This window comes from Falsiroseomonas sp. (genome assembly GCF_041690465.1).
Lineage (GTDB): Bacteria > Pseudomonadota > Alphaproteobacteria > Acetobacterales > Acetobacteraceae > Falsiroseomonas.
The window spans coordinates 15,791-38,654 of record NZ_JAWLHG010000045.1; the positions used below are offsets into that span (position 1 = coordinate 15,791).

Below are 22,864 nucleotides of genomic sequence, written 5' to 3' on the forward strand. Positions count from 1 at the left end.
ACCGGCGTCTGTTGAGATTTTCCGCATTCTGGGATTAGTTAGCACGGACGGTCAAGGCCGGGCTGGCTCGCCCGGCGGGGAGGATGGCGTGACAGGCAGAGCGGATCCGGCGCGCGAGGTGCACGTCTATGCCGGGACGGCGGGGCATTCGGCCTGGTTCAGCGACGATCTCGGGGAGAGCTGGGTGCATCCGAACAGCCATTCCGGCATGTATCTCGAGGCCCGTGTCTGGTCGCTGGCGAGCCATCCGGCGACGCCGGAGCGCCTCTTCGCCGGCACGGACATGGGTGCCTTCCGCTGGGATGAGCCCAGCGCGCGCTGGGTGCATCTGCCCTCGCCGATGCAGGATGTCTGGGCGGTCGCGGTGGATCCGGCAGATCCGGACCGTCTGCTCGCCGGCACGCGGCCCGCGGGCTTCTGGCTCTCGCGTGATGCCGGCGCGACGTGGGAGGCGGTGGCCGCGCCGGGGATCAGCCAGTTCTCCGAGGTGAACATGGGCCCGACGCGGGTGACGCAGATCCTGTTCGACCCGGTGGACGGCAACACCGTCTGGGCCGGCGTCGAGATCGGCAGCGTCTATCGCAGCCGTGATCGCGGCCTGACCTGGGAGCGCAAGGACAACGGCCTGGTCTCCGGCGACGTGCACGGGCTCGCGGTGGTGAAGCTTCCGGGCGGCGGCAAGGCGGTGCTGGCTACCACCAATCGCGGCCTGCACCGCAGCGAGGATGACGGCGAGACCTGGCAGTTGCAGGAGCTGCCCTCGCCCTGGCCGTATACGCGCGCCGTGGTGCCGCGCGCCGACGGTTCGGGCGTCGTGTTCCTCGCCAACGGCAACGGCCCGCCCGGCAATGACGGCTTCCTGCTGCGCTCGCGCGACCATGGCCGCAGCTGGGAAGACGCCAAGCTGCCGGGCCCGCTGGAGAGCAGCGTCTGGTGCATCGCGACCGATGCCTCGGACCCGATGCTGGTCTTCGTCTGCACCAATCTCGGCGAGATGTTCCGCAGCACCGATGGCGGCGAGAGTTGGAAACGCCTGCCGCATGTCTTCGGCGAGCTGCGCGCGCTGCACTGGCGCGCCCTGCCCGCGGGCACCCGGCGCGCCGCACATTCCATCACCAGACCCACGCTGAAGGCAGCCCAGACGGGCTGGATCGCCGCATGAGCGCCGACCGCTTCCCTGCCATTCCGCCCGAGGCGATGACCGAGGCGCAGCGCACCCTGGTCGCCGAGATTGCCGGTGGCCCGCGTGGCGGCGTGCGCGGCCCCTTCCTCGCGCTGCTGCACAACCCGCCGCTCGCGCAGCGCATCCAGGCGCTCGGCGAGCATCTGCGCTTCGGCACCGGCCTGCCCGGGCAGCTCGTGGAGCTGGTGGTGCTGGTCACCGCAAGGCGCTGGACCTGCCAGTTCGAATGGGTCGCGCATGCGCGCATCGCGCGGAAGGAGGGCCTGTCGGAGCACATCATCGCCGCCATCGCCGAGGGCCGCCGGCCCGATCCGATGAGCGCGGAGGAGGCGCTGGCCTTCGACATCGCGATGGCCGCGCACGCGACAGGCGAGCTGCCGGACGCGCTCTTCGCGGCCGCCGAGGCGCGATTCGGCAAGGCCGGCATCCTCGATCTGCTTGCGCTCTGCGGCTACTACGCCATGCTGGCGATGGTGCTGAACACCGCACGGCCGGCGCTGCCCGATGGCACCGCGCCGCCGCTCGCGCCGCTGAAGGGAGACCGCCCATGACCGCGCCGCTCGCGATCGGCCTGATGGTACCGGCGAACAACACGACGATGGAGGGCGAGCTCGCCGCGTGGCTGCCGCCCGGCTCGCAGGTGCGGCGCGTCGGCATCCCGCGCGGCAAGGCGCTGCTGACGAAGGAGACGATGCCGGCCTATCGCGACGAAGCGATCGCGCTGGCGCGGCAGGAATTCGCCGGAGCGAAGCTGGACGCGATCGCCTATGGCTGCACCGCGGCCGGCTTCATCTCCGGCCCGCGCGGCGATGCCGAGCTGGCGGCGAAGCTGTCGGACGCCACCGGCCTGCCGGTGGTCACCACCGCGCGCGCGATGGTGAAGGCGCTGCAGCATGATGGCGCGAAGCGCATCGCGGTGGTGACCCCCTACCAGGACGCCGTGAACGCGCAGCTCGAAGCCTTCCTCGCCGATGGCGGGATTTTCGTGCTGCGGATGGCGAGCTTCCGCGCGCCGGATGTCGAGGCGCTCTGCCGCATCACCTCGGCGGAGGTGCTGGAGCTGGCACGTCGGACCATGGGCCCGGATGCCGATGCGCTGTTCATCGGCTGCTCGCAGCTGCCGACGCATGCAATCCTGGGCGGGCTGGCGGCGGAGTTCGGTCGGCCGGCCTGGTCCTCGATCAGCGCGACGGCCTGGGACCTGATGCGGCTTCCCGTGCCGGCGTGAGGCTCATCGCAGCGGGGAGTGGGGGGCGGCCAGCACCAGGCTGCTCTCCACCTCCTCGATGCGGGCAGCCTCGCGCGCCAGCACGCCGTCCGCGCCGTGCAGCGACCGCGCAAAGCGGGCGCGCGCGTCCGGATGCCCGAGCAGCTGCACCACCTCGTTGATCGGCCCGGCGCTGGTCGTCCAGATGCCGAGCGTGCCGGGATCGGGCGAGGTTGCAATCGCCCGGGCAAGCGCGCCCGCCTCGCCGGCGCGGCTGCGCAGCAGGCGGAATTCGTAGAGGCCGACCGGAGCTGGCGGCGCCGCCAGCGGCAGGACAGGGTCGAGAAAGCGCACCATCTGGCGCAGCATTAGGGGCCGCACCTCGGCGAGGTAGCGTTCGCGCCACGCCGGCAACGCTTCCAGCTCGCTGCGCAGGCGTCGGCGCGTCTCCAGATCGTCGTGGCGCCAGAGGTTGAACACGCTGTTGGTGGCGCCGACCTCGCCGGCCCAGAAGCCCAGCAGCACGCCGAAGCGGTCCCCGCGCACGGGCACGGCGACCTTCTCCGCCAGCTCCATGTAGCGCGCCATGGCGCCTGGCCGGAGCGTGTAGATGCGCAGCTCGTCCACCATGGCGCCTCTCCAGCCTTGAAAGGATGCCGCATGGTGGGACATCCTTCACGCCACGGCAACCGCCACGCCGCCGTTGGCCGTGCGGGCCGGGGGGAGGAAGACGATGCGAAGGCTGCTTCTCGCGGCGCTGGGCGCCGCCCTTCTGGTCGGCGTGTCGCCGGCCCATGCCTTTCCGGACCGGCCGATCCGGCTGGTCGTGCCCTATGGGCCGGGCGGCATCACCGACATCACCGCCCGCATCATCGCGCCGCGCCTCGGCGAGGAGCTCGGCCAGCAGGTGGTGGTGGACAACCGCCCTGGCGGCGCGGCGATGATCGGCTTCGGGATGACCGCGCGCGCCCCGGCGGATGGGCACACCATCGTGCTTGCCACCACCGCGCTCGCCGCGAATCCCGTGCTGTTCCGCAACATCCTCTATGATGCGCGCACGGATTTCACGCCGATCGGCCTGGTCGGGCTGGTGCCGATGCTGCTGGTGGTGCCGCCCACGTCGCAAGCGACGACGATCGCCGAGCTCGTCGCTCTCGCAAAGTCCCGCGCCGGGCAGATGACCTATGGGTCCGCTGGCAACGGCAGCGGCAACCATCTGACGACGGAGATGTTCAGCCATGCGGCCGGCATCCGCGCGCTGCACGTGCCCTATCGCGGCGGCGGCCAGGTGATGACCGACCTCGTCGCCGGCCGGGTGGACTTCGTCTTCGCCGTGCTGCCCACCGCGCGGAACTTCGTCGGCGGCGGCCAGCTCCGCGCCTTGGCCACCACCGGTCGCGAGCGCAGCGCCGCGCTGCCGGATGTGCCGACCGTGGCCGAGACGATGGTTCCCGGCTTCGCGCTCTACGAATGGCTGGGCCTGCTCGGCCCCGCCGGCCTGCCGCCGCAGGTGCTCGCGCGTCTCAACGAAGCGACCAACGCCGCGCTGCGGCACCCCGAGACGGCGGCGCGGCTGCGCGAGATCGGCGTGGAGGCGCAGGGCGGCACGCCGGAAGCACTCGGCGCGCACCTGGATGGCGAGCTGAACCGCTGGGCGGAACTCGCGCGGCATGTGCGCTTCGAGGTGGCCGACTGATGCCCGCCACCGAGGCGCTGCTGCGCAACCAGGCCGAGGTTCCCTGGATCGAGGGCGCCGGCCATCACGGAGGGGCGTTGTCCAAGGTGCTGGTCGCCGCGGGCGCCGAGGGCTCGCGGCTGGTGGACTACCGCATCTCCTCCTACGCCCCCGCGGCGCATGTCGCGCGGCACCTGCACACGGACAAGGAGCAGATCTACCACCTCCTCGAAGGCGAGGGCCTGCTGGAGCTGGGCGATGTGGCACGCGTGGTGCGGGCGGGCGATGTCGCCTACATCCCGCCGCATGTGCCGCATGCCCTGCAGAACACCGGGCTCGGCCGGCTGGTCTTCGTGGTGGTGACGATCCCGGTATAGGCCGAAGCTACCGCACCGCGCGGGCCGGGCGCGCGGCGCGGGGCTGTTCCTCGGCGATGCGCGTGCAGGCCTCGCGCGCCGCCGCCATCACACGCTCGGCCAGCCTGGCGCGTGCGCCAGGTGGCACGCGGGCAGCCTCGGCTGCGATGCCGATGCTGCCCAGAACGCCGCCCTCTGCGTTGAACAACGGCGCGGCGATGCCGAGCACGCCCGGCTGGAACTCGCCGATCGTGACGCAATGCCCGGCCTCGCGGATGCCGCGCAGTGCGGCGCGGAACGCATCCCAGTCGGCGCCGAGGCCGGCGGCGGCGATGGTGGTGCGGTGGCGCGCGAACAGCGCGCGCAGCCGGTGCGGCGGCAGATGCGCGAGGATCACCTTCGAGGCCGCGCCGGCGAAGAGCGGCCGCCGCTGGCCGCGGCTGAACAGGCCCGCCGGCGCGCCGCTGGCCGGCACGTCGTCCACGCACATCACCGTGCCGCTGAACAGCAGGCAGAGCAGGCCGGTGAAGCCGGTCTCCTCCGCCAGGCGGCGCATCGGCGGCCCGCCGCCGGTCGTCACCGGGTCGCAGAGGCGCATGGTGCGGTCGAGTTCGATGATGCGCGGCCCGAGCATCCAGGCACCGCCTGCCACCGGCGTCAGCAGCCCGGCCGCCTGCAGCGCCTTGATGTAGCGGTAGCACGTGGACCGGGAGGCGCCGGAGAAGCGGATCAGGTCCTCGGTGGACCAGGCCGGGGCGGAGGCGGTGAAGACCTCCAGCAGCCCGAGCATGCGCTCGAGGCTACTCGCGCCGCGCAACGGTTCGGTAGAAAATCCCGTCATGCTGGACAAACCGACGCCACGACCCTAGCGTCGGGTCGGTCAAGGTTCGGCGCCCGCGCAGGCGCCGGCGTGGAGGAGGAAGCGGCCATAGCAGCCGAGGATATAGCCGCGAATCCGTGGCCGCGCAGGGCGTTCCTGTGCCGTGCCTGCGCGGGCGGGTGAGATGGCGCGGGGCCGGCTGACGCTGCTCTCCGCGGCGGAGGAGCGCTATTGCGCGCCGCTGCTGGAGGCCTTCCGGGCGATGCATCCCGAGATCGAGCTGGATTTCGTCTTCGGCATCAGCACCGCGCTGCACCAGCGCTACCTGGCCGAGCACGCGGCCGGCGGGCCCACCGCGGACCTGATCTGGAGCAGCGCCATGGACCTGCAGATGGCCCTGGTGCTGGAGGGCCACGCTCGGCCGCACGGCATTACGCATGCGCTGCCACCCACCGCCGCCTATCGCGACCTTGCCCTGGCGACGACGAGCGAGCCGCTGGCGACGCTGATCCGCGCCCCCGAGGCGCCCGCCGGCACCCCCGCCGAACTCGCCGCGCTGCTGTCCGGGCAGGCCGCGCGCGTCCATGGCCGCATCGTGGTGCCGGACATCGAGGCGAACGGGCTCGGCTTCCTCGCCATGCTGCGCTGGAGCCTGGAGGAGCCGGACTTCGACGCCTTCCTCGAGGCGCTCTCCGGCTGCTCGCCGCGCTCCGCCGGGTCGGCCGTGGCGCTGGTGAAGGCGATGGAAGGGGGCGCGGATCTCGCGCTGCATGTGCTCGGTGCCTATGCCGGCCGCGCCATCGCTGCCGATCCGACGCTGCGCATCGCGCCCTCCGCGGCGCCGGCGCCCGCCGTCGCGCGCATCGCCTTCATCCCGCGCCGCGCCGCCAATCCGGAAGCGGCTGCCGCCTTCCTCGCCTTCCTGGTCTCGCCCACGGGCCAGGCGGCGCTCGGGACGGCCGGGCTGTTCCCCATCACCGCGCCCTCCGCGCAGCCACTCTCGCCGATTCCGATCGATACCGGCTTCGAGCGCCTGCTGGACGAGGCCGCGCGCGAGGCGCTGCTGGCGCGCTGGCGCCGGGCGGTCGGCCGAACCACGACGACCACGGGAGGAGGAACCGCACCATGAACCGCCGTACCCTGCTCGGTGCCCTTGCACTGGCGCCGCTCTCGAGGCCCGCCCTGGCACAATCCTGGCCGCCGCGGCCGGTGCGCATCGTCGTGCCCTTCGCGCCCGGCTCCTTCACCGACGTCTCGGCCCGGCTGCTCGCCAATGAGCTCACGGGGCAGCTCGGGCAGCAGACGATCGTCGAGAACCGGACCGGCGCCGGCGGCACCGTCGGCGCCACCGCGGTGGTGCGGGCCGAGCCGGACGGCACGACGCTGCTGCTCACCGACAATTCGCTGGCAATCTCGCCGGGCCTCTACCGCAACCTGCCCTACGATCCGCTGAAGGACCTGGCGCAGATCAGCCGCATCGCGAACTCGCCCTCCATCCTGCTGCTGCGCCCCGGGCTCGGCCCGAAGACGGTGGCGGAGCTGGTGGCATATGCGAAGAGCCGGCCGGGAGAGGTCACCTTCGGCTCCGGCGGGCAGGGATCCTCCGCGCATCTGGCAATGGAGCTGCTGCTGAACGTCGCCGATATCCGCGCGCTGCATGTGCCGTTCCGCGGCGTCGCCGCGGCGATCGCCGATGTCATCGCCGGCCGAGTGGACATGGCGATCGCGAGCCTCGCCTCCGGCGTGCGCCATGTCACCGCCGGCACGCTGCTCGGCCTCGGCGTCACCGGGGAGCAGCGCAGCCCGCTGCTGCCGGAGGTGCCGACCTTCATCGAGGCCGGGCTGCCGCGCTACGACATGTCCTACTGGTGGGGCATCGCCGCGCCGGCGGCCACGCCGCCGGACATCATCGCGCGCCTCAATCGCGAGATCGTCCAGGCCTGCGCCCAGCCGGGCCTGCGCGAGGCCTTCGAGAAGCAGGCCGCCACCGCCGTGACCTCGACGCCCGAGGAGATGGCGCGCTTCGTCGAGCGCGAGATCGGCGTCTGGCGCGAGGTCATCGCGCGCGCCGGCGTCCGGATCGAATAGGAGAGATCCACCTTGCACCATACCGAGGAGCCGCCGCCGGCGTTCCGCGCCCCGCCGCTTTCCTGCGACGCACATTTCCACGTCTTCGGCCCGGCGGAGCGCTATCCCTACGCCGCCGCCGAGCCGCTGCGCTACGCGCCGCCGGTGGCGCCGCTCGACGACTACATGGCGCTCGCGGCGCATCTCGGGATCGAGCGCTTCGTCTTCGTTCAGCCCAGTGCCTATGGCCGCGACAACGCCTGCATGCTCGATGCGATGCGCGTGGTCGGCACGGCGCGCTGCCGCGGCATCGTGGATGTGGACGAGGACGCGCCCGATGCGCTGCTGGCGGACATGCATGCCCTCGGCGTGCGGGGCGTGCGCATCAATGTCTCACCGGTGAAGCCGCCGGCGCCGGGCTTCTCGGAGACGATGCTGCCGCGCATCCGGCGGATGGATGCGCGCTGTGCGGAGCTCGGCTGGCATCTCGATTTCCTCACGCCCGGATGGCTGACGGAGGAGCTGCTACCTGTCTTCGGCAGCCTCCGCTGCCAGTTCAGCCTAGCGCATATGGGCATGTTCAAGGCGGCCGAGGGGCCGGCGCAGCGCGGTTTCGTGAAGCTGCTGGACCTGCTGCGCCACGGCGATGGCCGTGCCTGGGTGAAGTTCACCGGCACATACCGGATGGCGACCGCGCCCGACTTCGCCGACGCCGCGCCGATGGCGCGCGCGCTTCTCGAGGCCGCGCCGGACCGCATCATCTGGGGCAGCGACTACCCGCACCTCTCCTTCGCGGACAAGGTCGGTTCCGTGCAGCTGTTCAACCTGCTCGCCGACTGGGCGCCGGAGGCGGCGGCCCGCCGGCGCATCCTGGTGGACAACCCGGCGGCGCTGTTCGAGTTCTGAAGCTTCCGGCCGTCCTGGACTGTGAGCGAAGATCACTGCCTGCGCGGCGTCGGCGAGGACGGCCTGCTGGGCCGGTCTGCAAGTTGACGCGCCGATGCAGATGGCGGTGCAAGCGGCTTCCGCGGCAACAGGCGCACCGGCGACTCGATCAGCGTGGAGGCCGCCTTGGGCTCCGCCGCGCACCGAGGTCCGCCCGTCCGATCCGCCGCCGCGCCATCGCTCGTCTCCCACTGACGCCAGCCAGGGAATCAGAGCGCACCGCGTCGCATCAAGCGGCCCCTGCCCCGCCCCGGCCACGGCCGGCACCGGCGAGAGGCGGCGCGCCGGCCGCCCTCATCGCGCCCGCAGCCGCGCGCCGACGACACCGGCGGCGGCCCGACTGATGCGCCGCCGGATTCGCCGGCGGGCCATCCCCGATCCTCGCCGCCCGGCCCGGTGCCGGTCACACCGCCGCACGGCCGCAGACCCCCGGCGCCCCCCGCTATCCGCTGCGCGCGATCGAACTCGACCTGGCCGACACCGTGCTGATGCGCGCCCGCGTCGGGCCGGATGGCGGCACGCAGGAGATCCCGCTCGACGTCGTCACCTGATGCCGTGCCGCTGGTCGGGGCACGACCCGGCCCGCATTGCGGCAGGCCCGCGGCGGCTGGTAACTGGCCCCGACGCGTGCAGGGGGCGCGCCGGTGGGGAAAGCGGCAGGCATGCAGCGCGAAGCGCGAAGCCGGGATGAGCGCCACAAGCCAAGGCGGCTGCGTGCCCTGATCCGGTTCGTGCTTCTCGGCATGCTCCTCGCCCCGCCGGCGGCCATCCTGCTGTTCCGCATCCTGCCGCCGCCGGTGACGCCGCTGATGCTCATCCGCCTCGCGCAGGGGCACGAGCTGCGGAAGGACTGGGTGGCCTATGCGGATATCGCGCCGGCGCTGGCCCACTCCGTGATCGCCGCCGAGGACAACCTCTTCTGCGAGCAGACCCTCGGCTTCGATTTCGCAGCGCTGCGCGACCAGCTGGACGCATGGTGGCATGGCGAGCGGCCACGCGGCGCGAGCACGATCACGATGCAGACCGCGAAGAACCTGCTGCTCTGGCCGGGTCGCGACCCCGTCCGCAAGCTGCTGGAAGCCTGGCTGACGCCGCAGATCGCCCTGCTCTGGCCGAAGCAGCGCATCCTCGAGGTCTATCTGAACATCGTCGAGTTCGGCCCGGGGATCTACGGCGCCGAAGCGGCGGCGCGGGCCTTCTTCGGCAAGCCGGCATCCCGCCTGTCCGGGCGCGAGGCGGCGCTTCTGGCGGCCGTCCTGCCCAACCCGCTGGCGCGCTCCGCCGCCGCACCCGGGCCGCTGCTGCGCCAGCGGGCCGCGACCATCGAGCGTCGGGTCACCCAGATCCGGCCGCTGCTGGCCTGCGCGCAGCGCCCGACCGCGTGATCGGCGGAGGATCGCCGGAGCGCGGAGGCGCCGCGCGCGTTGCCATGCGTGCCGCCGACGCATAGGACGGGCCTCCCGAGAGGAAGGACGAATGGACAAGGACGCGCTGACCAGCTGGGCGCTGGCCAATGGTTGGCAGATGCTCGCCGGTCACCCGAGCCTGACGAAACCGTCCTCGCCGCGCGAGGCCATCGTGCGGATGGTCTTCAAGGCGACGGTCGTCAGCCTCGAAGTGAAGAAGCCGGCCGGGAAATGGGAGAAGGTCGCGGGCGCGACCTATGCCAAGGTCGAGCCCGACCCCGAGACAGGGCTGCCGCGCGGCCTCGGCCTCGACACCATTCCGGGCTTCACCATGCTGATGCGCGACAACAAGGACCGCATGGTCTTCGCCGGCATGACCGGGACGCCCAGCACCTGACGCAACATCCCGCCCGGCGGAGTCACCGGACGGGATCCACACTCCCGGCGCGCAGTCAGCTCAGCCCTTCGCAGCCTTGCGCTTGGCCTTCTTGAGCCCGGAGAAGGCGGCTTCCTTCAGCGCCGGGCTCGCCTTGAAGCGCACCGTCGCGCCGGCCTTCACGGCGACCTTCTCGCCCGTCTTCGGGTTCAGCGCCGTCCGCTTTGCCTTCTCGCGGACCACGAAGGCGCCGAAATCGGGGATGGTGAAGCGCCCGGTCTCGACGATCTGCCCCTTGATGGCGGCGATGATGTCCGCGGCCAGCCGGCCGGCGGCCGCCGCCGGCATGTCGGCGGACTGCGCGATGACGTCGGTCAGGAATTTCTTTGACATGGACAGGCTCCTTGCGGGACTCGCCCCTTAGCCGAGACGAACGGCGCTGTCATGACCATCACGCGCGGAGAACGCAATCAGGCGCGAATCCCGGCCAGCGCAAGCTGGGCGGCGTCGCGGGTGGCGACCAGCGCCGCCAGGGTGGCTTGCGCCTGCTTCACCGCGGCCGGCTCGCTGGTATCGATGTCCGCCAGCTGCTCCTCGGCATCGCCGACTCCGGCGGCGATCTGCTCGCGCAGCTCGTCCAGCCACTCCCGGGCTGCGGACGGATCGGCATCCGGCGCGCGCAGCCATTCCGCGACGATGACCTCCACCTCGCGCGCGATGCGCGGCGGCGGCACCCCCTTGGCGGCAAGCGCCATCAGGCGCACGCTCGCCGCTTCGACAGGACGCATGCGCCGCGACTTTCCCGCAGCCATGGCTGGTCTCCTTCTGATGTCCAGGTCTCATAGCGCGTTCTTGTCTTGTTCTCAACAGGCCGCTATGGTGGGACACGTCCCATGACGCCGCGTCGCCGCCAGACCCGGGTTGCCCGGACTGTGTCCGGGCAACCCGGGTCAGCCCTTTTGAGCCGGCGATTCACGGCCTGGCGTGCCCGCCTGCGGCGTTCACACCCAGGCCGATCGCGGGCTATGCTCGGTGCGGCGTGCGGGGAGTCGCGCATCACAACGAAGGTCGCCGATCCTTCCATGGCGCCGCGCGCTCATACGCGGCGGCAGCGCGGTAGAGCGTGGCCTCGTCGAAGAATCGGCCAGCCAGCTGCAAGGCGAGCGGCAGCCCCTCGGCCTTCGACAGTCCGCACATCACGGTCAGCGCCGGGTGCCCCGTCACGTTGAAGGGGGTGCGCGCCTGGCGCGGATAGGTGAGCTCGATGGCCTCGGGATCGTCGATGCGGCAGGCCGGATCCATGCTGCTCGCGGTCAGCAGCAGATCCACGCCGGTGAAGGCGTCCTCCACTGCAGCGATCAACTCGCGCCGGCGGCGCTGCGCCTGCACATATTCCTCGGCGCGCAGGAACAGCCCCGGCAGCAGGCGCTTGCGGGTGAGATCGGAGTAGCCGTCCGGCCGCTCGCGCAGCCAGCGCCCATGGATGGAAGCGGCCTCGGCGAGCGAGATGACACGGTTGACGGCCCCGAACTCGCCGAGCGGCGGCAGCGACACCGTCTTCACCACCGCGCCCTCTCTCGCCAGCAGCTTCGCGGCGGCGTCGAGCGAGGCGGCGATTTCGGATGTGGCGGGATCGTCCGTTTCGTGGAAATGCCTGACATAGCCGATCTTCAGGCCCTTCAGCCCCTTGCGCAGATGGCGCGCGTAGTTCTCCGGCCGGCGCAACGCGCTGCCGGGATCGGCCGGGTCATGGCCGGCCATCGCATTCAGCAACAGCGCATTGGAGGCCACGTCTCGCGTCATCGGGCCGACATGGTCCAGCGTATAGGCCAGCGGGAACACCCCGCGGCGCGACACCAGGCCGTAGGTCGGCTTCAGCCCGACGATGCCGCACTGGCTGGCGGGATTGCGCACCGATCCGCCGGTGTCCGAGCCGAGTGCCGCAGGCAAGATGCCCGCCGCCACGCTCGACCCGGAGCCGGAGGACGAACCACCGGGGTGGTGCGCCGTGTTCCAGGGATTGCGCGCGGGCGGAAAGGGCAGGTCGAAGGCCGGGCCGCCGATGGCGAACTCATGCGTCGCCAGCTTCGCCGGGAACACCGCGCCGGCGGCGCGCAGCCTTGCCACCACCGCGGCGTCCTGCGTCTTGCCGTTCTCGAGCAGCAGCCGCGAATGGCAGGTCGTCCGGTGCCCCGCCAGGTCGATGATGTCCTTCAGGCCGACCGGCAGCCCATCGAGTGGCGAACGCGGCCCGCTGCGGGCGATGCGTCGCGCCGCCTTCGCCGCCTGCTGCCGCGCCTCGTCCCAGAGCGGGAGAATCGCGGTGTTGAGCCGAGGCTCGAGCAGGTCGAATCGGGCCCGCAGTGCGTCGAGCAGTTCGACCGGCGAGAGGCGCCGGCGGGCGATCGCGGCCGAAGCCTCGGCCAGCGTCAACTCATGCGGGGCCGCCGTCATGCCCGCGTTCCGCCCGGCGCGGGCACCGCAAAGGCAGGCACCGGCTCGGTGCGTTCATCCGCGGGATGGCGGAACCCCTCGGCCATCCGGCGCGCGGTTGTGATCGCCTGGGCGATCTCGGCTTCGCGCTCGTGCCAGGGCGCGCCGAGCCCGGCAGCCTGGGCGAGGATCTGGTGTTCCGTCATGCAACAGCTTCCGCCTTCCACGAGGAACGACAGACAACCGCAGGATCGCCGGCAAGGCTAGCCCGCGATCGCCGCGAGTGTGCATGTCGCATACGGGCACGCCAGGGCGTGAATCACCGGCTCGGAAGGGCTGGACCCGGGTTGCCTGGACACGATCCGCGCAACTCCGCTCCAGTGCGCGGCGGTGCGGCGATGCTGGCGCGCCGGCGTATGCACGCTATCGTCAGCGAGTGAAGCGCCGCGACATGCCGGCGCGGAGCGGTGGAGCGATACGCATGGCCGAATCCTGTCACACCGACCATTCCGGCACCGCGGGCCGCGCGGAGTTGGGGCTGCCCGCCGAGGTGGTCGCGGGCACGCCGGTGGCGCTGCGCGTGGTGATCCGGCCCGGCCGCCCCTGCCCCGCAGGCGCGCGCTTCGCGCTGGTGCGGCACTGGCCGGCCGACTGGGCCGTGCCGCAGGCCGAGGATCCCGGCGCGCCCGATCATCTGCGCGTGGTTGCCGAGCCATCCGGCCTGGTGCTGCCCTGGGAGCGGCAGCGCCGGCAGGACTGGCACCCCTTCGACCACGCGATCGTCGCCACGCTGCCGCACGCGATCGGCGCCGCGGAAGAGATCATCTTCGCCAGCCCCGGGCTTGGCGCGCAGACCTTCATCGAGGAGCGCTGCCCCCTCTCCGTGCGCCTCGACGCCACCGGCACCGGAGCGTGGGTGGAGATCGCGCGACACCATCTGCGCGTGGTCGGCGGCGCGCCGCATCGCCTGATCGCCACGGCACCGAGCGACGCCGCCATCGGCGAGACGGTCGAGGTGCATCTCCGCGTCGAGGATGTCTGGGGCAATCCCGCGCGCTTTCCTCCGATGCCGGTCGAGGTCGCCGGCGCCACCGGCACCCTGCGCGCCGAGGACGGCGCGGTGCTGCGCCTGCCCGTCACCCTTGCCGCAGCCGGCGTGCATCGGCTGGCCGCGCGCAGCGCGACGGGCCTGGCGGCCACCAGCAATCCGATCCGCGTATGGGCTGACGCACCGCCGCGCCGCCGGCATTGGGGCGACATCCACGCGCAATCCTCGATTGGCTGCGGAGCCCGCTCGGTGGAGGCGTATTTCCGCCACGCGCGCGACTTCGCCGCCACCGATTTCGGCAGCCACCAGGCGAACTGCTTCATGGTGACCGGCCCGGAGTGGGAGGAGACGCAGCAGGTCACGCAGGCACTGCACGAGCCCGGCCGCTTCGTCACGCTGCTCGGCGTGGAATGGTCCGGCGTGCCGAGTGTCGGCGGTGATCACAACGTCTATTTCCCCGGCGACCGGGCGGAGCTGCGCCGCTGCAGCCACAAGCTGGTGCCGGACAAGTCCGACCTCGCCACCGACCTGCCGCATGTGACGGACCTGCACGCGCATTATCGCGGCAAGGACGTGCTGATGGCGGTGCATGTCGGTGGCCGCACCAGCAACCTCACCTGGCACGAGCCCAGCCTGGAGCGGCTGGTCGAGGTGCATTCCACCCACGCCACCTCCGACTGGATCCTCATCGAGGCGCTGCAGCGCGGCTGGCGCTTCGGCGTGACCGGCGGCAGCGATGGCGTCGACGGGCGTCTCGGCGCCAGCCATCCGGGCCGGCAATCCGTGCGCATCCTGCGCGGCGGGCTGACCGCGGTGGACCTGCCGGCACTGACGCGACCGGCGCTGTGGGAGGCGCTGCGCGCCGGTCGCACCTATGGCACCAACGGGCCGCGTATCCTGCTCGACGTGACGCCGCAGGGCGATGGCGCCTTCCACATCGCCGTGGAAGGCACCGCGCCGCTCGCTGCCGTCACACTGTTCCGCGGCGCGGAGGCGGTGGCGCGCGCGCCGCTGAAGCCCGGGGACCCTGCGCCCTCCGGCTGGCTGCGGCTGCGCTGGTGGGGCGCGTCCGGCCGCGGCAATTTCTCGCAGACGCGGATGGTGTGGGACGGGTCCGTCGAGATCGAGGGCAGCACCTTCGAGGATGCCGCCGCCTGGCGCTTCGACACGCCGGCCGAGGGGCTGGTCTCGCGCGATGCGCAGCGCGTGGCCTGGCGCTCCGCCACGGCGGGAAGCTGGGATGGCGTGCTGCTGCGGCCCGGTACGCTGGAAGGCGGGACGCTGAGCTTCCGCAGCCGTGCGATGGAGGCGGCGATCGCGCTGGATGCGCTCGCGACGGGCCCGGTGGAGGTCACCGCCCCCGGCGTCGCGCCCGGACTGCCGGAGCGGCGACTGGTGCTGGAGGCGCTGCCGGTTCGTGCGGCGCCGCCCGGCTGGTCCGGCGCGCTGGCCGATCCCACGCCCGGGGGCGCGCATTGGGTGAAGGTCGAGCAGGAGGACGGCGGGATCGCCTGGTCCTCCCCGATTTGGCGGGAATAGGGCGCCCTACCCCGCCATGCGGATGCCGGTGGCGCGCAGCACCTCCTCGTAGCGGCGGCGCTCGCCTTGGATGAAGGCGATGTGCTCCTCGATGGTGCTGCCGCGCGTCTCGGCGCCGTTGAGGTTGAAGACGCGCTTCACCTCCGGGTCGGCGACGGCCTGGTTGGCGGCGCGGTTCAGCGTCTCGAGCATCGGGCGCGGCGTGCCCTTCGGCGCGACGAGGCCGACCGCGTTCGACATGTCGAAGCCCGGAATGCCGGCCTCGTCCAGCGTCGGCACGTCCGGCAGCGAGGACGAGCGCCGCGGGGTCGAGACGGCGAGGATGCGCAGCCGACCTTCCCGCGCCTGCGCCAGCACCGGCGGCAGGCCGGAAACCACCGCCTCCGTCGTGCCGGCCGCCGCATCCGCCACCGCCGGTGCCGCGCCGCGATAGGAGACGTGCGCGATGTCGATCCCGGCACGCAGCGAGAGCATCGCGGCGGTGAGGTGCATGATGCCGCCAGTTCCGGAATTCGCCACGTTGATCTGGCCCGGCCGCGCCTTGGCCAGCGCGATGAACTCCTGGATCGTGTTCGCCGGCACGGAGGGATGCACCGCAATCACCACCGGCGTGATGCCGAGCATCCCGATCAGGTCGAAATCGCGCTCCGGGTTGTAGGGCAGGTTCACATCGAGCAGCGGCTTCAGCGCCAGCTCGCCGCCCGTGGCCAGCATGATGGTGTAGCCGTCGGGCCGTGCCTGCGCGACCTGCACCGCGCCGAGCGTGCCATTGGCGCCGCCCCGGTTCTCGATGACGAATTGCTGGCGGAGGATCTCCGACATCTTGTTCGCCGAGGCACGGGCCATGAGGTCGGAGCCGCCGCCGGGCGCAAAGGGCACCACGAGGCGGATCGGGCGCGAGGGATAGGCCCCCTGCCCCGCCGCGAGGCGCGGCAGCAGCAGGGCGGGGGCGGCGAGCAGCAGGCGGCGGCGCATGGCGCGTGTTCTCCGGGTGGAGGGAGGGTCAGGCCGCGGAGGCGGAGGGCGGCAGTGTATAGGCCGCGCGCTCGCGCTTGCGGATGGCTTCCTCGCCGCCGTGAGCGGCGATGGCGGCGGCCTGGTCGGCCTTGGCGAGGCGGTCCACCGCCTCAGGGTCGAGGATGGCGTGCAGCCGCGCTTCGAGCTCGGCGCGCACATCCGCATGCGCGGGGTCGGTGCCGAGGTCGTTCAGCTCCTCCGGATCGGCCTCCAGGTCGAAGAGCTGCGGCGGGAAGGCGATGTGGTGGACGTATTTCCAGCGCAGCGTACGCAGCATGTACTGCCCGTCCGGCCCGAAGGAGTGGAACTGCGACAGCGCAACCCGGTCCACCGGCGGCCGGTTCGCGAGACCGAGCAGCGAGGCGCCCTCCAGCCCCAGCTCGCCGATCGCGTCGCCGGCGCCGACCGCGTCCAGGATCGTCGCCGAGAGGTCGCAGAGATCCACCGGCGTCGGGCAGCTTGCGCCCTGCGGCACGTCGGGGCCGGCGAGCAGCAGCGGCACGCCGGCGCTCTCCTCGTACATCGTCGCCTTGCCCCAGAGCGCGCGCGTGCCGAGGTTGTCGCCGTGGTCGGAGGTGTAGGCGATGCGCGTATCCTCCGCGAGGCCGGCATCCTCCAACGCGCGGAGGATCTTGCCGATGTTCTCGTCGAGGAAGGAGACCAGTCCGAAATAGCCCGCCAGCGCGCGCTGCACGTCGCCCTCGCCCTGCATGAAGCGGGCATGGGCGGAGCGGTGGCCGTAGATCCGGGTATAGGGGTGGTCCGGCCGGTCCTCGATGCGCGGCAGCTTCGGCGTCGGCAGCTGTTGGCGGGCGTAGCGGTAGTAGTGCTCGGGCGGTGCCGTCAGCGGGAAATGCGGCGCGACGAGGGAGACGAACAGCACCCAGGGCTTGTCGTGCTTGCGGGTGCCCTGCTCGTGCAGCCAGGTCTGCGCCGCGGCGGTCACCTGGCGGTCGTAGAGCGTGTAGCTGCTCTCGCCGGGTCCTGCTTCGGCGATCAGCTTGCGGGCACCGCCCTCACGCACATCCTCGGGGTCGCGGATCAGCAGCGTGACGTCGCCGGTGCCGCCCGTCACGTGCATCGGCAGGATGGCCTCGGTGAAGCCGTAATCCTGGCCCTTCAGACCCTGGAAGTGCAGCTTGCCGATCGAGGTGACCGTGTGGCCGCGCGCCCGCAGCGCATGGTGCCAGGACGGGATGCTGCCGTCATAGGAGATGGCGTTGTCCCAGCAACGGGTGCGATGGGGATGCAGGCCGGTGGCGAAGGCAGCGCGCGCCGGCACACAGATCGGCGCCGGCGTGTAGGCGGCGGTGAAGCGGGTGCCGCGCGCCGCCAGCGCATCCATCGCCGGCGTCGCGATAACCGGATGCCCGGCATGCCCCATCACCTTGGGGTTGTGCTCGTCGGACATGATGACGAGCAGGTTCTTCGGCTTGGTGGCCATGGTCAGCTTGGGTCCTTCCCCTGTGGGCAAGCGTGCCGCGCCTGCCCCCGATGTCGTCAAGCGATTTCCCTGCCGGGCCGCGGCGCGGTCATGGGGAGACTTCCCCGGCGCGGCGCCGGCGCCGGCGCGCCAGCATGTCCTGGACGAACGGCCAGAGCAGCGTCAGCGCCGAGATGCCGAGGAAGGTCAGCGCGATGGGCCGGTCCAGGATGCTCCAGAAGCCGGCATCCGAAAGCTGCATGCCCGAGCGCAGCTCCTCCTCCAGGATGCGCGCGAGCACGAAGCCGATCACGAAGGGCCCGAGCGGCACGCGGCAGAGCCTGAGCCCGAAGCCGATCAGGCCGAACAGCAGCACCACCCACACGTCGAACATGCGGTTGTGCAGCGCATAAGCGCCGACCACGCAGAAGACGAAGATCGCCGGCAGCAGCAGCGCGCGGTTGACCAGCATCAGCCTGGCGATCCAGCGGACGCTGGCCGTCATGATGATGAACATCAGGATGTTGGCGACCAGGTAGGCGGCGATCAGCGCCCAGACGAACTCGGCATTGTTCACGAACAGCAGCGGCCCGGGCTGGATGTTGTGCAGGATCAGCGCACCCAGCAGGATCGCATCGATCGGGCTGCCGGGGATGCCCATGGTGATCAGCGGGATCAGCGCGCCGCCGACATTGGCGTTGTTGGCCGCCTCGGAGGCGACGATGCCCTCCTCATGCCCGGTGCCGAACTTCTCCGGCGTGCGCGAGAAGCTGCGCGCGGTGGCATAGGCGACCATCGAGCTGATCGAGGCGCCGACACCGGGCAGGATGCCGATCCAGGTGCCGATGATGGAGGAGCGCAGCAGGTTCCCCCAGTGCCGCTTCCAGGCGGCGAGGCTCAGCAGGATGCGCTGGCCGCCGATGCGGATCGGCTCGGCCTTCTTCTCGATCTCCAGCGCGTCCTCGATGATCTGGCTCATCACGAAGACGCCGAGCAGCACCGGCAGCAGCGCGAAGCCGCCATCCAGCTCGTGCCAGCCGAGCGTCAGGCGCAACTGTCCGTCGGAAGGGTTCAGCCCCGGCAGCGCGAAGGCGATGCCGAGCGCACCAGCCAGCAACCCCTTCACCATGGAGCCCTGGCTGATGGAGGCGATCAGCACCAGCGCCATCAGCACCATGGCGAAGTATTCCCACGGGCCGAAGGTCGTCGCCCAGCGCGAAAGCGGCTGCGACAGCACCACCAGGAAGACGCCGGCGATGAGGCCGCCGATCAGCGAGGCGCCGATCGAGAGTGCCAGCGCCTTCTCCGCCTCCCCGCGCTGCGCCATCGGGTGTCCGTCGAAGGTGGTCATCACCGAGGAGGGCGTGCCGGGCATGCGCAGCAGCGTCGCGCTGATCAGCCCGCCGGAGACCGAGCCGACATACATCGCCACCATCAGCACCAGCGCCTGGGTGCTGTCCATCACGAAGGTCAGCGGCATGGTGAGCGCGATCAGCATGCCACCGGTGAGGCCCGGCACCGCGCCGACGAAGATGCCGAGTGCGGTGCCGAGCAGCACCCAGAAGAAGGGCAGCGGCGTGAAGATGTAGCCGAGGGCGCCGGCAAGGTCGGAGAGCATCGCGGCAGGGCCTCAGCGCGGCAGGTCGATGTAGAAGAAGCCGGTGAACAGCCAGGTGCCGCCCACGCCCAGCACCAGCGCGATGGCGAGCCCGAACAGCATCGCGCGGCGCTCGAAGCGCCCGAGCAGCGCGCTGGCAGCGGCGAGGAAGGCGATCGTCGCCAGCTCGAAGCCGAGCAGGCCCAGCTGCATCACGCCGACATAGGCCACCGCCAGCAGGAAGATGCCGATGGCGATATCGGGTCGCGCGCGAAAGCCGATGGCGCCTTTCCCCGCGCGCTCCGGCATGCCGAGCACCGCGCGCAGCGCGACGATGGCGGCCAGGACGACCAGCACGATGGCGATGCCTTCCGGCACCGCCGCCGATCCGAGCGGATCGAAGAACGGTGGCGGCACCTTCGCCGCCTCCATCCAGATCACGGCGGCGAACAGCAGCACGCAGCCGGCAAGGCCGAAATCGGCGAGCGGCGTGCGGCTGGCACCGGCGATCCGCAGCAGCCGGCCGCGCAGGCCGGCCCCCTCCGCCGCAGCCGCCATCAGCGGCCCCGGTTCTGCTGGATCTGCCGCGCGCGCTCGACCAGCGGCAGCGTCTCGGCCAGCGCCTGGTTCAGCTCAGCGACCACCTTGGGCGGCTCGACGAACACCGGCTCAAGGCCGAAGTCCCGCAGCTGGCGCGCCACCTGCTCGTCGCGCATGGCGGTGCGGAAGGCGTTGCGCAGGATCTCGATGCGCTCGGGCGGCGTGCCCTTAGGCGCCAGCCAGATGCGGCCGGAGGTCGAGACGACATCGAGGCCGAGTTCCTTCGCCGTCGGCACCTCCGGCAGCTGCGGCGCGCGCTCCTCGGAGAGCATCAGGATCGAGCGCAGCCCCGACTGGCCGAACTGGATCAGCTCCGACAGCGAGAACATCGCAATGTCGGTGTGCTTCCCGACCAGCGACTGGTAGCGCCGCGCGCCGCCGCCCGCCTGCACGTAGCGGAACTGCACGCCGGCCGCTTCTGCAACGCGCATCGGCACGAAATGCACCGGCAGGCCGATATTCGCCGCCACCGTCACCTGGCCGGGATTGGCGCGTGCGAAGGTCAGCAATTCCTGGAAGCTCTTGAAGCGGCCATCGGCCGCCGTGGCGAGGCCGATCTGCGCGAAGCCGGTGGCGCCCAGGATCTCGAAGGCCGTGTGGTCGAAGTCGGTCACACGCATGGCGCGCGAGGTGACGAGGCCGTCGTGCCAGAAGCCGATGGTGTGGCCGTCCGGCGCGGCATCGCGGATCGCCCGGGTGCCGATGGTGCCACCGGCACCGGCCATGTTCACGATGACCAGGTTGCGCGAGAGCGCCTGCGTCTGGTCGAAGGCGCGCTGGAACACGCGTGCCAGACCGTCCATCGCGCCGCCAGGATCGGTCGGCACGATCACCCGTACCGGCTGGCTTGGGTAGGACGCCTGCGCGCCGGCGCGCCCACTGGCCAGGAGCCCTGCCGCCGCCGCTCCGGCGACCAGGGCACGACGCGACACACCTGCCTGCTTCCGCATGGCCTTTCCTCCCTTTCCTCGGCGGCATGTTGACAAGGCCTTGGCGCCGGAAGCAACCGGTTTTGGTAAGAGGGGCCATAACCGCAAGGAATGGGTCGTGGAGATCCGGTCGATCGACTACCTGCTCGCCGTCGCCGAGCATGGCAGCCTGAGCGCTGCAGCGGGCACACTCGGCCTTTCGCAGCCCGCGCTGACCAAGGCGCTGCGCCGGCTCGAGGGGGAATGGGGCGCGACGCTGTTCGAGCGCGGCGCCCGCGGCGTCCGTCCGACCGCGGCGGGCGAGGCCTTCCTCCGCCATGCGCGGAACCTGCGCGCCACGCTGCGCGAGGCGAGCCTGGAGCTGGACGCGCTGCAGCGCGGGGTCGCCGGGCATGTGCGGATCGGCGCCGGCCCGTCCTGGCAGGGCACGCTGCTGCCGGAGGCACTGATGGCCTTCCGCCGCAACCATCCGCAGGTCCGCATCCAGGTGGTCGGCGGCATGGACGCCGACCTGAAGGCGAGGCTGCGCGCGGGCGAGCTGGATTTCGTCCTTGCCGCAGTCGGCGGCTCCTCGCCCGATGCTGCGCCCGAGCTGGTGCAGAAGGAGTTGCTGAGCGACCGCTACCGTGTGGTGGCCTCGCTCGCGCATCCACTGCGGGCGCGCACGCCGATCGGGATGGCGGAGCTGCTCGACTTCCCCTGGATCCTGCCGCCCTCCGGCACCTACATGGTGGAGCGGCTGCAGTTGGCCTTCCGCGCGCGCGGCCTGCCGGCGCCGGAGCCGGCGATCGAGACCGACAGCCAGGCGCTGCGCTTCGCGCTGATGCGCGGCGCTGATTACCTGAGCTTCCAGGCGGAGGGCCACCTCGCCGCCCTCGCCGTGCCGGACATCCGCCCGCTCGAGGTGGAGGAACTCACCTGGCGGCGGGGCACCGGCATCATCACGCGCCGTGCGGTCGAGCCGTGCCCGGCGGCGGTCGCGCTGATCGGCATCATCACGTCGATCGCGGCGGAGCGTGGCCGTGAGCCGGGCGGCCGCGCGGCCTGACCCTGCGGTCGAAAAGACTTGAACGCCGGCCGCGCATCGCCGCACGCTGAGCGCTGGCGCGCCGGCGAACGACATCACCACGACGACCGGTGTGGCCGAAGGGGAGGAAGGATCGCATGGCCGCCACACGCCTGTCCCGGCGCACGCTCGCCGCATCACTGGCCGCTGCCCTGCCGCTGACGCGGATCGCCACCGCGCAGGAGACCTGGCCGACGCGGCCGGTGCGCGTGATCGTTCCCTTCGCTGCCGGCGGCTCGACGGACATCCTCGCGCGCCTCGTCTCGCAGCACCTGGCGGAGCCGCTCGGCCAGCAGCTCATCATCGAGAACAAGCCAGGCGGCGCTACCAACATAGCCGCCGAATACGTCGTGAAATCGCGACCCGATGGCTACACGCTGCTGTTCGGCGCGGCGGCGATGAGCACCAACCCCTCGCTGCTGCCCTCGATGCCCTACGACCTGTTCCGCGACCTCGCGCCGATCACGGTGATCGGGCGCACGCCGCTGGTGCTGGTGGTGCATCCCGCGGTGCCGGCACGGACCGTGGGCGAGCTGCTGGAGCTTGCGCGTTCCCGGCCGGAGGGGCTGAACTACGCGACCGGCGGCAATGGCACCATCCCGCACCTCGCCTCCGAGCTGCTGCGCAGCCTGGCCGATGTGCGGCTCGCGCATGTCCCCTATCGAGGCCAGGCGACGGCGATGCCGGATCTGCTCGCCGGGCGCGTGCCGATGATGCTGGAGAGCATCCCGCCGCTGCTGCCGGTGATCCGCAACGGCCAGCTGCGCGCGCTGGCCGTGGCGGAGCCGGAGCGACTTGCGGTGTTGCCCGAGGTGCCGACGCTCGCGGAGTCCGGCTTCCCCGGTTTCTCGGCCGCCGCCTGGAATGCGCTGTGGGCGCCCGCCGGAACGCCGGCCGCGATCATCGCCCGCGTGAACCGGGACGCGAATGCGGTGCTCCGCGAGCCGGCGGTGCAGGCCCGCTTCGCCGAGCTCGGCGCCCGCCCGGTCGGCGGCACGGTGGAGGAGATGGACCGCTTCCTGCGCGCGGAGGTGGCGCAATGGGCGGAGGTGATCCGGCGATCCGGCGCGACGGCGAACTAGAGCGGTTTCCGATCAGTCTGCATCGTAGCCGGCAGCGGCGAAGTAGTTGGCGCACTCCCCAGGCGTGAAGGCGTCGACGATGCGGCCGATGGTGT

General features: G+C 71.7%; 24 protein-coding genes. 13 read left to right on the top strand and 11 right to left on the bottom strand.

The annotated features are described in order from the left end of the window. Positions 1 to 88: 88 nt before the first annotated feature. Genes ACESM1_RS25865 through ACESM1_RS25875 form a run of 3 tightly spaced genes read left to right on the top strand, consistent with a single transcriptional unit; the run spans position 89 to position 2,411 of the window. A complete protein-coding gene (locus ACESM1_RS25865) occupies positions 89 to 1,162 on the top strand; it encodes a WD40/YVTN/BNR-like repeat-containing protein (protein ID WP_372624114.1) in 1,074 nt (357 codons plus the stop codon). Next, positions 1,159 to 1,734, top strand: coding sequence for a carboxymuconolactone decarboxylase family protein (locus ACESM1_RS25870; RefSeq protein ID WP_372624115.1), 576 nt, complete (start codon positions 1,159 to 1,161; stop codon positions 1,732 to 1,734). The genes ACESM1_RS25865 and ACESM1_RS25870 overlap by 4 nt, the downstream gene beginning before the upstream one ends. Continuing rightward, complete coding sequence (locus ACESM1_RS25875) at positions 1,731 to 2,411, top strand: aspartate/glutamate racemase family protein (RefSeq protein WP_372624116.1); 681 nt, start codon at positions 1,731 to 1,733, stop codon at positions 2,409 to 2,411. The genes ACESM1_RS25870 and ACESM1_RS25875 overlap by 4 nt, the downstream gene beginning before the upstream one ends. Before the next feature lie 3 nt (positions 2,412 to 2,414). On the opposite strand, the gene ACESM1_RS25880 is transcribed toward ACESM1_RS25875, so the two are convergent. Beyond that, the gene (locus ACESM1_RS25880) at positions 2,415 to 3,020 is read right to left on the bottom strand and encodes an NIPSNAP family protein (protein ID WP_372624117.1); all 606 of its coding nucleotides are present in this window, start codon (positions 3,018 to 3,020) and stop codon (positions 2,415 to 2,417) included. A gap of 103 nt (positions 3,021 to 3,123) precedes the next feature. Between ACESM1_RS25880 and ACESM1_RS25885 the strand changes: the two genes are divergently transcribed. Next, entirely contained in the window at positions 3,124 to 4,086 is a 963-nt protein-coding gene (locus tag ACESM1_RS25885; protein ID WP_372624118.1) for a tripartite tricarboxylate transporter substrate binding protein, read from the top strand. Beyond that, a complete protein-coding gene (locus ACESM1_RS25890) occupies positions 4,086 to 4,442 on the top strand; it encodes a cupin domain-containing protein (protein ID WP_372624119.1) in 357 nt (118 codons plus the stop codon). The genes ACESM1_RS25885 and ACESM1_RS25890 overlap by 1 nt, the downstream gene beginning before the upstream one ends. Positions 4,443 to 4,449: 7 nt before the next feature. Here ACESM1_RS25890 and ACESM1_RS25895 read toward each other — a convergent pair whose 3' ends face one another. Next, positions 4,450 to 5,211, bottom strand: coding sequence for an IclR family transcriptional regulator (locus ACESM1_RS25895; protein WP_372624120.1), 762 nt, complete (start codon positions 5,209 to 5,211; stop codon positions 4,450 to 4,452). 214 nt (positions 5,212 to 5,425) lie between these two features. Between ACESM1_RS25895 and ACESM1_RS25900 the strand changes: the two genes are divergently transcribed. The 5 genes from ACESM1_RS25900 to ACESM1_RS25920 all read left to right on the top strand — a co-directional run bounded on the left by ACESM1_RS25900 (position 5,426) and on the right by ACESM1_RS25920 (position 10,056). Beyond that, positions 5,426 to 6,370 (top strand): substrate-binding domain-containing protein, encoded by a 945-nt coding sequence (locus tag ACESM1_RS25900; RefSeq protein ID WP_372624121.1) that lies wholly within the window; start codon positions 5,426 to 5,428, stop codon positions 6,368 to 6,370. Further along, complete coding sequence (locus ACESM1_RS25905) at positions 6,367 to 7,329, top strand: tripartite tricarboxylate transporter substrate binding protein (protein WP_372624122.1); 963 nt, start codon at positions 6,367 to 6,369, stop codon at positions 7,327 to 7,329. Before ACESM1_RS25900 ends, ACESM1_RS25905 begins: the two co-directional genes overlap by 4 nt. 12 nt (positions 7,330 to 7,341) lie before the next feature. Continuing rightward, on the top strand, positions 7,342 to 8,214 hold the full coding sequence (locus ACESM1_RS25910) for an amidohydrolase family protein (RefSeq protein WP_372624123.1): 873 nt from the start codon (positions 7,342 to 7,344) through the stop codon (positions 8,212 to 8,214). A 701-nt stretch (positions 8,215 to 8,915) separates the two neighbouring features. Beyond that, a complete protein-coding gene (gene mtgA, locus ACESM1_RS25915; protein ID WP_372624124.1) occupies positions 8,916 to 9,638 on the top strand; it encodes a monofunctional biosynthetic peptidoglycan transglycosylase in 723 nt (240 codons plus the stop codon). A gap of 91 nt (positions 9,639 to 9,729) precedes the next feature. Beyond that, positions 9,730 to 10,056 (top strand): hypothetical protein, encoded by a 327-nt coding sequence (locus tag ACESM1_RS25920; protein WP_372624125.1) that lies wholly within the window; start codon positions 9,730 to 9,732, stop codon positions 10,054 to 10,056. A 60-nt stretch (positions 10,057 to 10,116) separates the two neighbouring features. On the opposite strand, the gene ACESM1_RS25925 is transcribed toward ACESM1_RS25920, so the two are convergent. The 4 genes from ACESM1_RS25925 to ACESM1_RS25940 form a co-directional block, all read right to left on the bottom strand. Then, positions 10,117 to 10,428, bottom strand: coding sequence for an HU family DNA-binding protein (locus ACESM1_RS25925; protein ID WP_372624126.1), 312 nt, complete (start codon positions 10,426 to 10,428; stop codon positions 10,117 to 10,119). A gap of 77 nt (positions 10,429 to 10,505) precedes the next feature. Then, positions 10,506 to 10,823: a hypothetical protein gene (locus tag ACESM1_RS25930; protein WP_372624127.1), complete on the bottom strand. Its 318-nt coding sequence runs from the start codon at positions 10,821 to 10,823 to the stop codon at positions 10,506 to 10,508. Between the two features lie 268 nt (positions 10,824 to 11,091). Further along, the gene (locus ACESM1_RS25935) at positions 11,092 to 12,489 is read right to left on the bottom strand and encodes an amidase (RefSeq protein WP_372624128.1); all 1,398 of its coding nucleotides are present in this window, start codon (positions 12,487 to 12,489) and stop codon (positions 11,092 to 11,094) included. Then, on the bottom strand, positions 12,486 to 12,674 hold the full coding sequence (locus ACESM1_RS25940; RefSeq protein WP_372624129.1) for a hypothetical protein: 189 nt from the start codon (positions 12,672 to 12,674) through the stop codon (positions 12,486 to 12,488). Before ACESM1_RS25940 ends, ACESM1_RS25935 begins: the two co-directional genes overlap by 4 nt. Positions 12,675 to 12,949: 275 nt before the next feature. On the opposite strand from ACESM1_RS25940, the gene ACESM1_RS25945 reads away from it, so the two are divergent. Then, entirely contained in the window at positions 12,950 to 15,055 is a 2,106-nt protein-coding gene (locus ACESM1_RS25945) for a hypothetical protein (RefSeq protein WP_372624130.1), read from the top strand. A 6-nt stretch (positions 15,056 to 15,061) separates the two neighbouring features. Here the strand turns inward: ACESM1_RS25945 and ACESM1_RS25950 are convergent, their stop codons facing one another. From ACESM1_RS25950 to ACESM1_RS25970, 5 genes are all read right to left on the bottom strand, one after another. Continuing rightward, positions 15,062 to 16,030 (bottom strand): Bug family tripartite tricarboxylate transporter substrate binding protein, encoded by a 969-nt coding sequence (locus ACESM1_RS25950; RefSeq protein WP_372624131.1) that lies wholly within the window; start codon positions 16,028 to 16,030, stop codon positions 15,062 to 15,064. A 28-nt stretch (positions 16,031 to 16,058) separates the two neighbouring features. Then, positions 16,059 to 17,516: a sulfatase-like hydrolase/transferase gene (locus ACESM1_RS25955; protein WP_372624132.1), complete on the bottom strand. Its 1,458-nt coding sequence runs from the start codon at positions 17,514 to 17,516 to the stop codon at positions 16,059 to 16,061. An 88-nt stretch (positions 17,517 to 17,604) separates the two neighbouring features. Then, positions 17,605 to 19,113: a tripartite tricarboxylate transporter permease gene (locus ACESM1_RS25960; protein WP_372624133.1), complete on the bottom strand. Its 1,509-nt coding sequence runs from the start codon at positions 19,111 to 19,113 to the stop codon at positions 17,605 to 17,607. Between the two features lie 12 nt (positions 19,114 to 19,125). Next, complete coding sequence (locus tag ACESM1_RS25965; RefSeq protein ID WP_372624134.1) at positions 19,126 to 19,650, bottom strand: tripartite tricarboxylate transporter TctB family protein; 525 nt, start codon at positions 19,648 to 19,650, stop codon at positions 19,126 to 19,128. Then, the gene (locus ACESM1_RS25970) at positions 19,650 to 20,642 is read right to left on the bottom strand and encodes a tripartite tricarboxylate transporter substrate binding protein (RefSeq protein ID WP_372624135.1); all 993 of its coding nucleotides are present in this window, start codon (positions 20,640 to 20,642) and stop codon (positions 19,650 to 19,652) included. The genes ACESM1_RS25965 and ACESM1_RS25970 overlap by 1 nt, the downstream gene beginning before the upstream one ends. A gap of 97 nt (positions 20,643 to 20,739) precedes the next feature. On the opposite strand from ACESM1_RS25970, the gene ACESM1_RS25975 reads away from it, so the two are divergent. Beyond that, positions 20,740 to 21,669, top strand: a complete 930-nt coding sequence (locus ACESM1_RS25975) for a LysR family transcriptional regulator (protein WP_372624136.1) — start codon at positions 20,740 to 20,742, stop codon at positions 21,667 to 21,669. A 116-nt stretch (positions 21,670 to 21,785) separates the two neighbouring features. Further along, positions 21,786 to 22,769, top strand: a complete 984-nt coding sequence (locus ACESM1_RS25980) for a tripartite tricarboxylate transporter substrate binding protein (protein ID WP_372624137.1) — start codon at positions 21,786 to 21,788, stop codon at positions 22,767 to 22,769. Positions 22,770 to 22,864: the final 95 nt, after the last annotated feature.

What these genes read in the sequence shown, in the direction of transcription:
- ACESM1_RS25940 (WP_372624129.1), bottom strand. Translation starts at nt 12,674, where the DNA reads ATGACGGAACACCAGATCCTCGCCCAGGCTGCCGGGCTCGGCGCGCCC.
- ACESM1_RS25900 (WP_372624121.1), top strand. Translation starts at nt 5,426, where the DNA reads ATGGCGCGGGGCCGGCTGACGCTGCTCTCCGCGGCGGAGGAGCGCTAT.
- mtgA (WP_372624124.1), top strand. Translation starts at nt 8,916, where the DNA reads ATGCAGCGCGAAGCGCGAAGCCGGGATGAGCGCCACAAGCCAAGGCGG.
- ACESM1_RS25895 (WP_372624120.1), bottom strand. Translation starts at nt 5,211, where the DNA reads ATGCTCGGGCTGCTGGAGGTCTTCACCGCCTCCGCCCCGGCCTGGTCC.
- ACESM1_RS25885 (WP_372624118.1), top strand. Translation starts at nt 3,124, where the DNA reads ATGCGAAGGCTGCTTCTCGCGGCGCTGGGCGCCGCCCTTCTGGTCGGC.
- ACESM1_RS25870 (WP_372624115.1), top strand. Translation starts at nt 1,159, where the DNA reads ATGAGCGCCGACCGCTTCCCTGCCATTCCGCCCGAGGCGATGACCGAG.
- ACESM1_RS25945 (WP_372624130.1), top strand. Translation starts at nt 12,950, where the DNA reads ATGGCCGAATCCTGTCACACCGACCATTCCGGCACCGCGGGCCGCGCG.
- ACESM1_RS25920 (WP_372624125.1), top strand. Translation starts at nt 9,730, where the DNA reads ATGGACAAGGACGCGCTGACCAGCTGGGCGCTGGCCAATGGTTGGCAG.
- ACESM1_RS25980 (WP_372624137.1), top strand. Translation starts at nt 21,786, where the DNA reads ATGGCCGCCACACGCCTGTCCCGGCGCACGCTCGCCGCATCACTGGCC.
- ACESM1_RS25925 (WP_372624126.1), bottom strand. Translation starts at nt 10,428, where the DNA reads ATGTCAAAGAAATTCCTGACCGACGTCATCGCGCAGTCCGCCGACATG.
- ACESM1_RS25875 (WP_372624116.1), top strand. Translation starts at nt 1,731, where the DNA reads ATGACCGCGCCGCTCGCGATCGGCCTGATGGTACCGGCGAACAACACG.
- ACESM1_RS25880 (WP_372624117.1), bottom strand. Translation starts at nt 3,020, where the DNA reads ATGGTGGACGAGCTGCGCATCTACACGCTCCGGCCAGGCGCCATGGCG.
- ACESM1_RS25960 (WP_372624133.1), bottom strand. Translation starts at nt 19,113, where the DNA reads ATGCTCTCCGACCTTGCCGGCGCCCTCGGCTACATCTTCACGCCGCTG.
- ACESM1_RS25935 (WP_372624128.1), bottom strand. Translation starts at nt 12,489, where the DNA reads ATGACGGCGGCCCCGCATGAGTTGACGCTGGCCGAGGCTTCGGCCGCG.
- ACESM1_RS25930 (WP_372624127.1), bottom strand. Translation starts at nt 10,823, where the DNA reads ATGCGTCCTGTCGAAGCGGCGAGCGTGCGCCTGATGGCGCTTGCCGCC.
- ACESM1_RS25955 (WP_372624132.1), bottom strand. Translation starts at nt 17,516, where the DNA reads ATGGCCACCAAGCCGAAGAACCTGCTCGTCATCATGTCCGACGAGCAC.
- ACESM1_RS25950 (WP_372624131.1), bottom strand. Translation starts at nt 16,030, where the DNA reads ATGCGCCGCCGCCTGCTGCTCGCCGCCCCCGCCCTGCTGCTGCCGCGC.
- ACESM1_RS25890 (WP_372624119.1), top strand. Translation starts at nt 4,086, where the DNA reads ATGCCCGCCACCGAGGCGCTGCTGCGCAACCAGGCCGAGGTTCCCTGG.
- ACESM1_RS25905 (WP_372624122.1), top strand. Translation starts at nt 6,367, where the DNA reads ATGAACCGCCGTACCCTGCTCGGTGCCCTTGCACTGGCGCCGCTCTCG.
- ACESM1_RS25970 (WP_372624135.1), bottom strand. Translation starts at nt 20,642, where the DNA reads ATGCGGAAGCAGGCAGGTGTGTCGCGTCGTGCCCTGGTCGCCGGAGCG.
- ACESM1_RS25965 (WP_372624134.1), bottom strand. Translation starts at nt 19,650, where the DNA reads ATGGCGGCTGCGGCGGAGGGGGCCGGCCTGCGCGGCCGGCTGCTGCGG.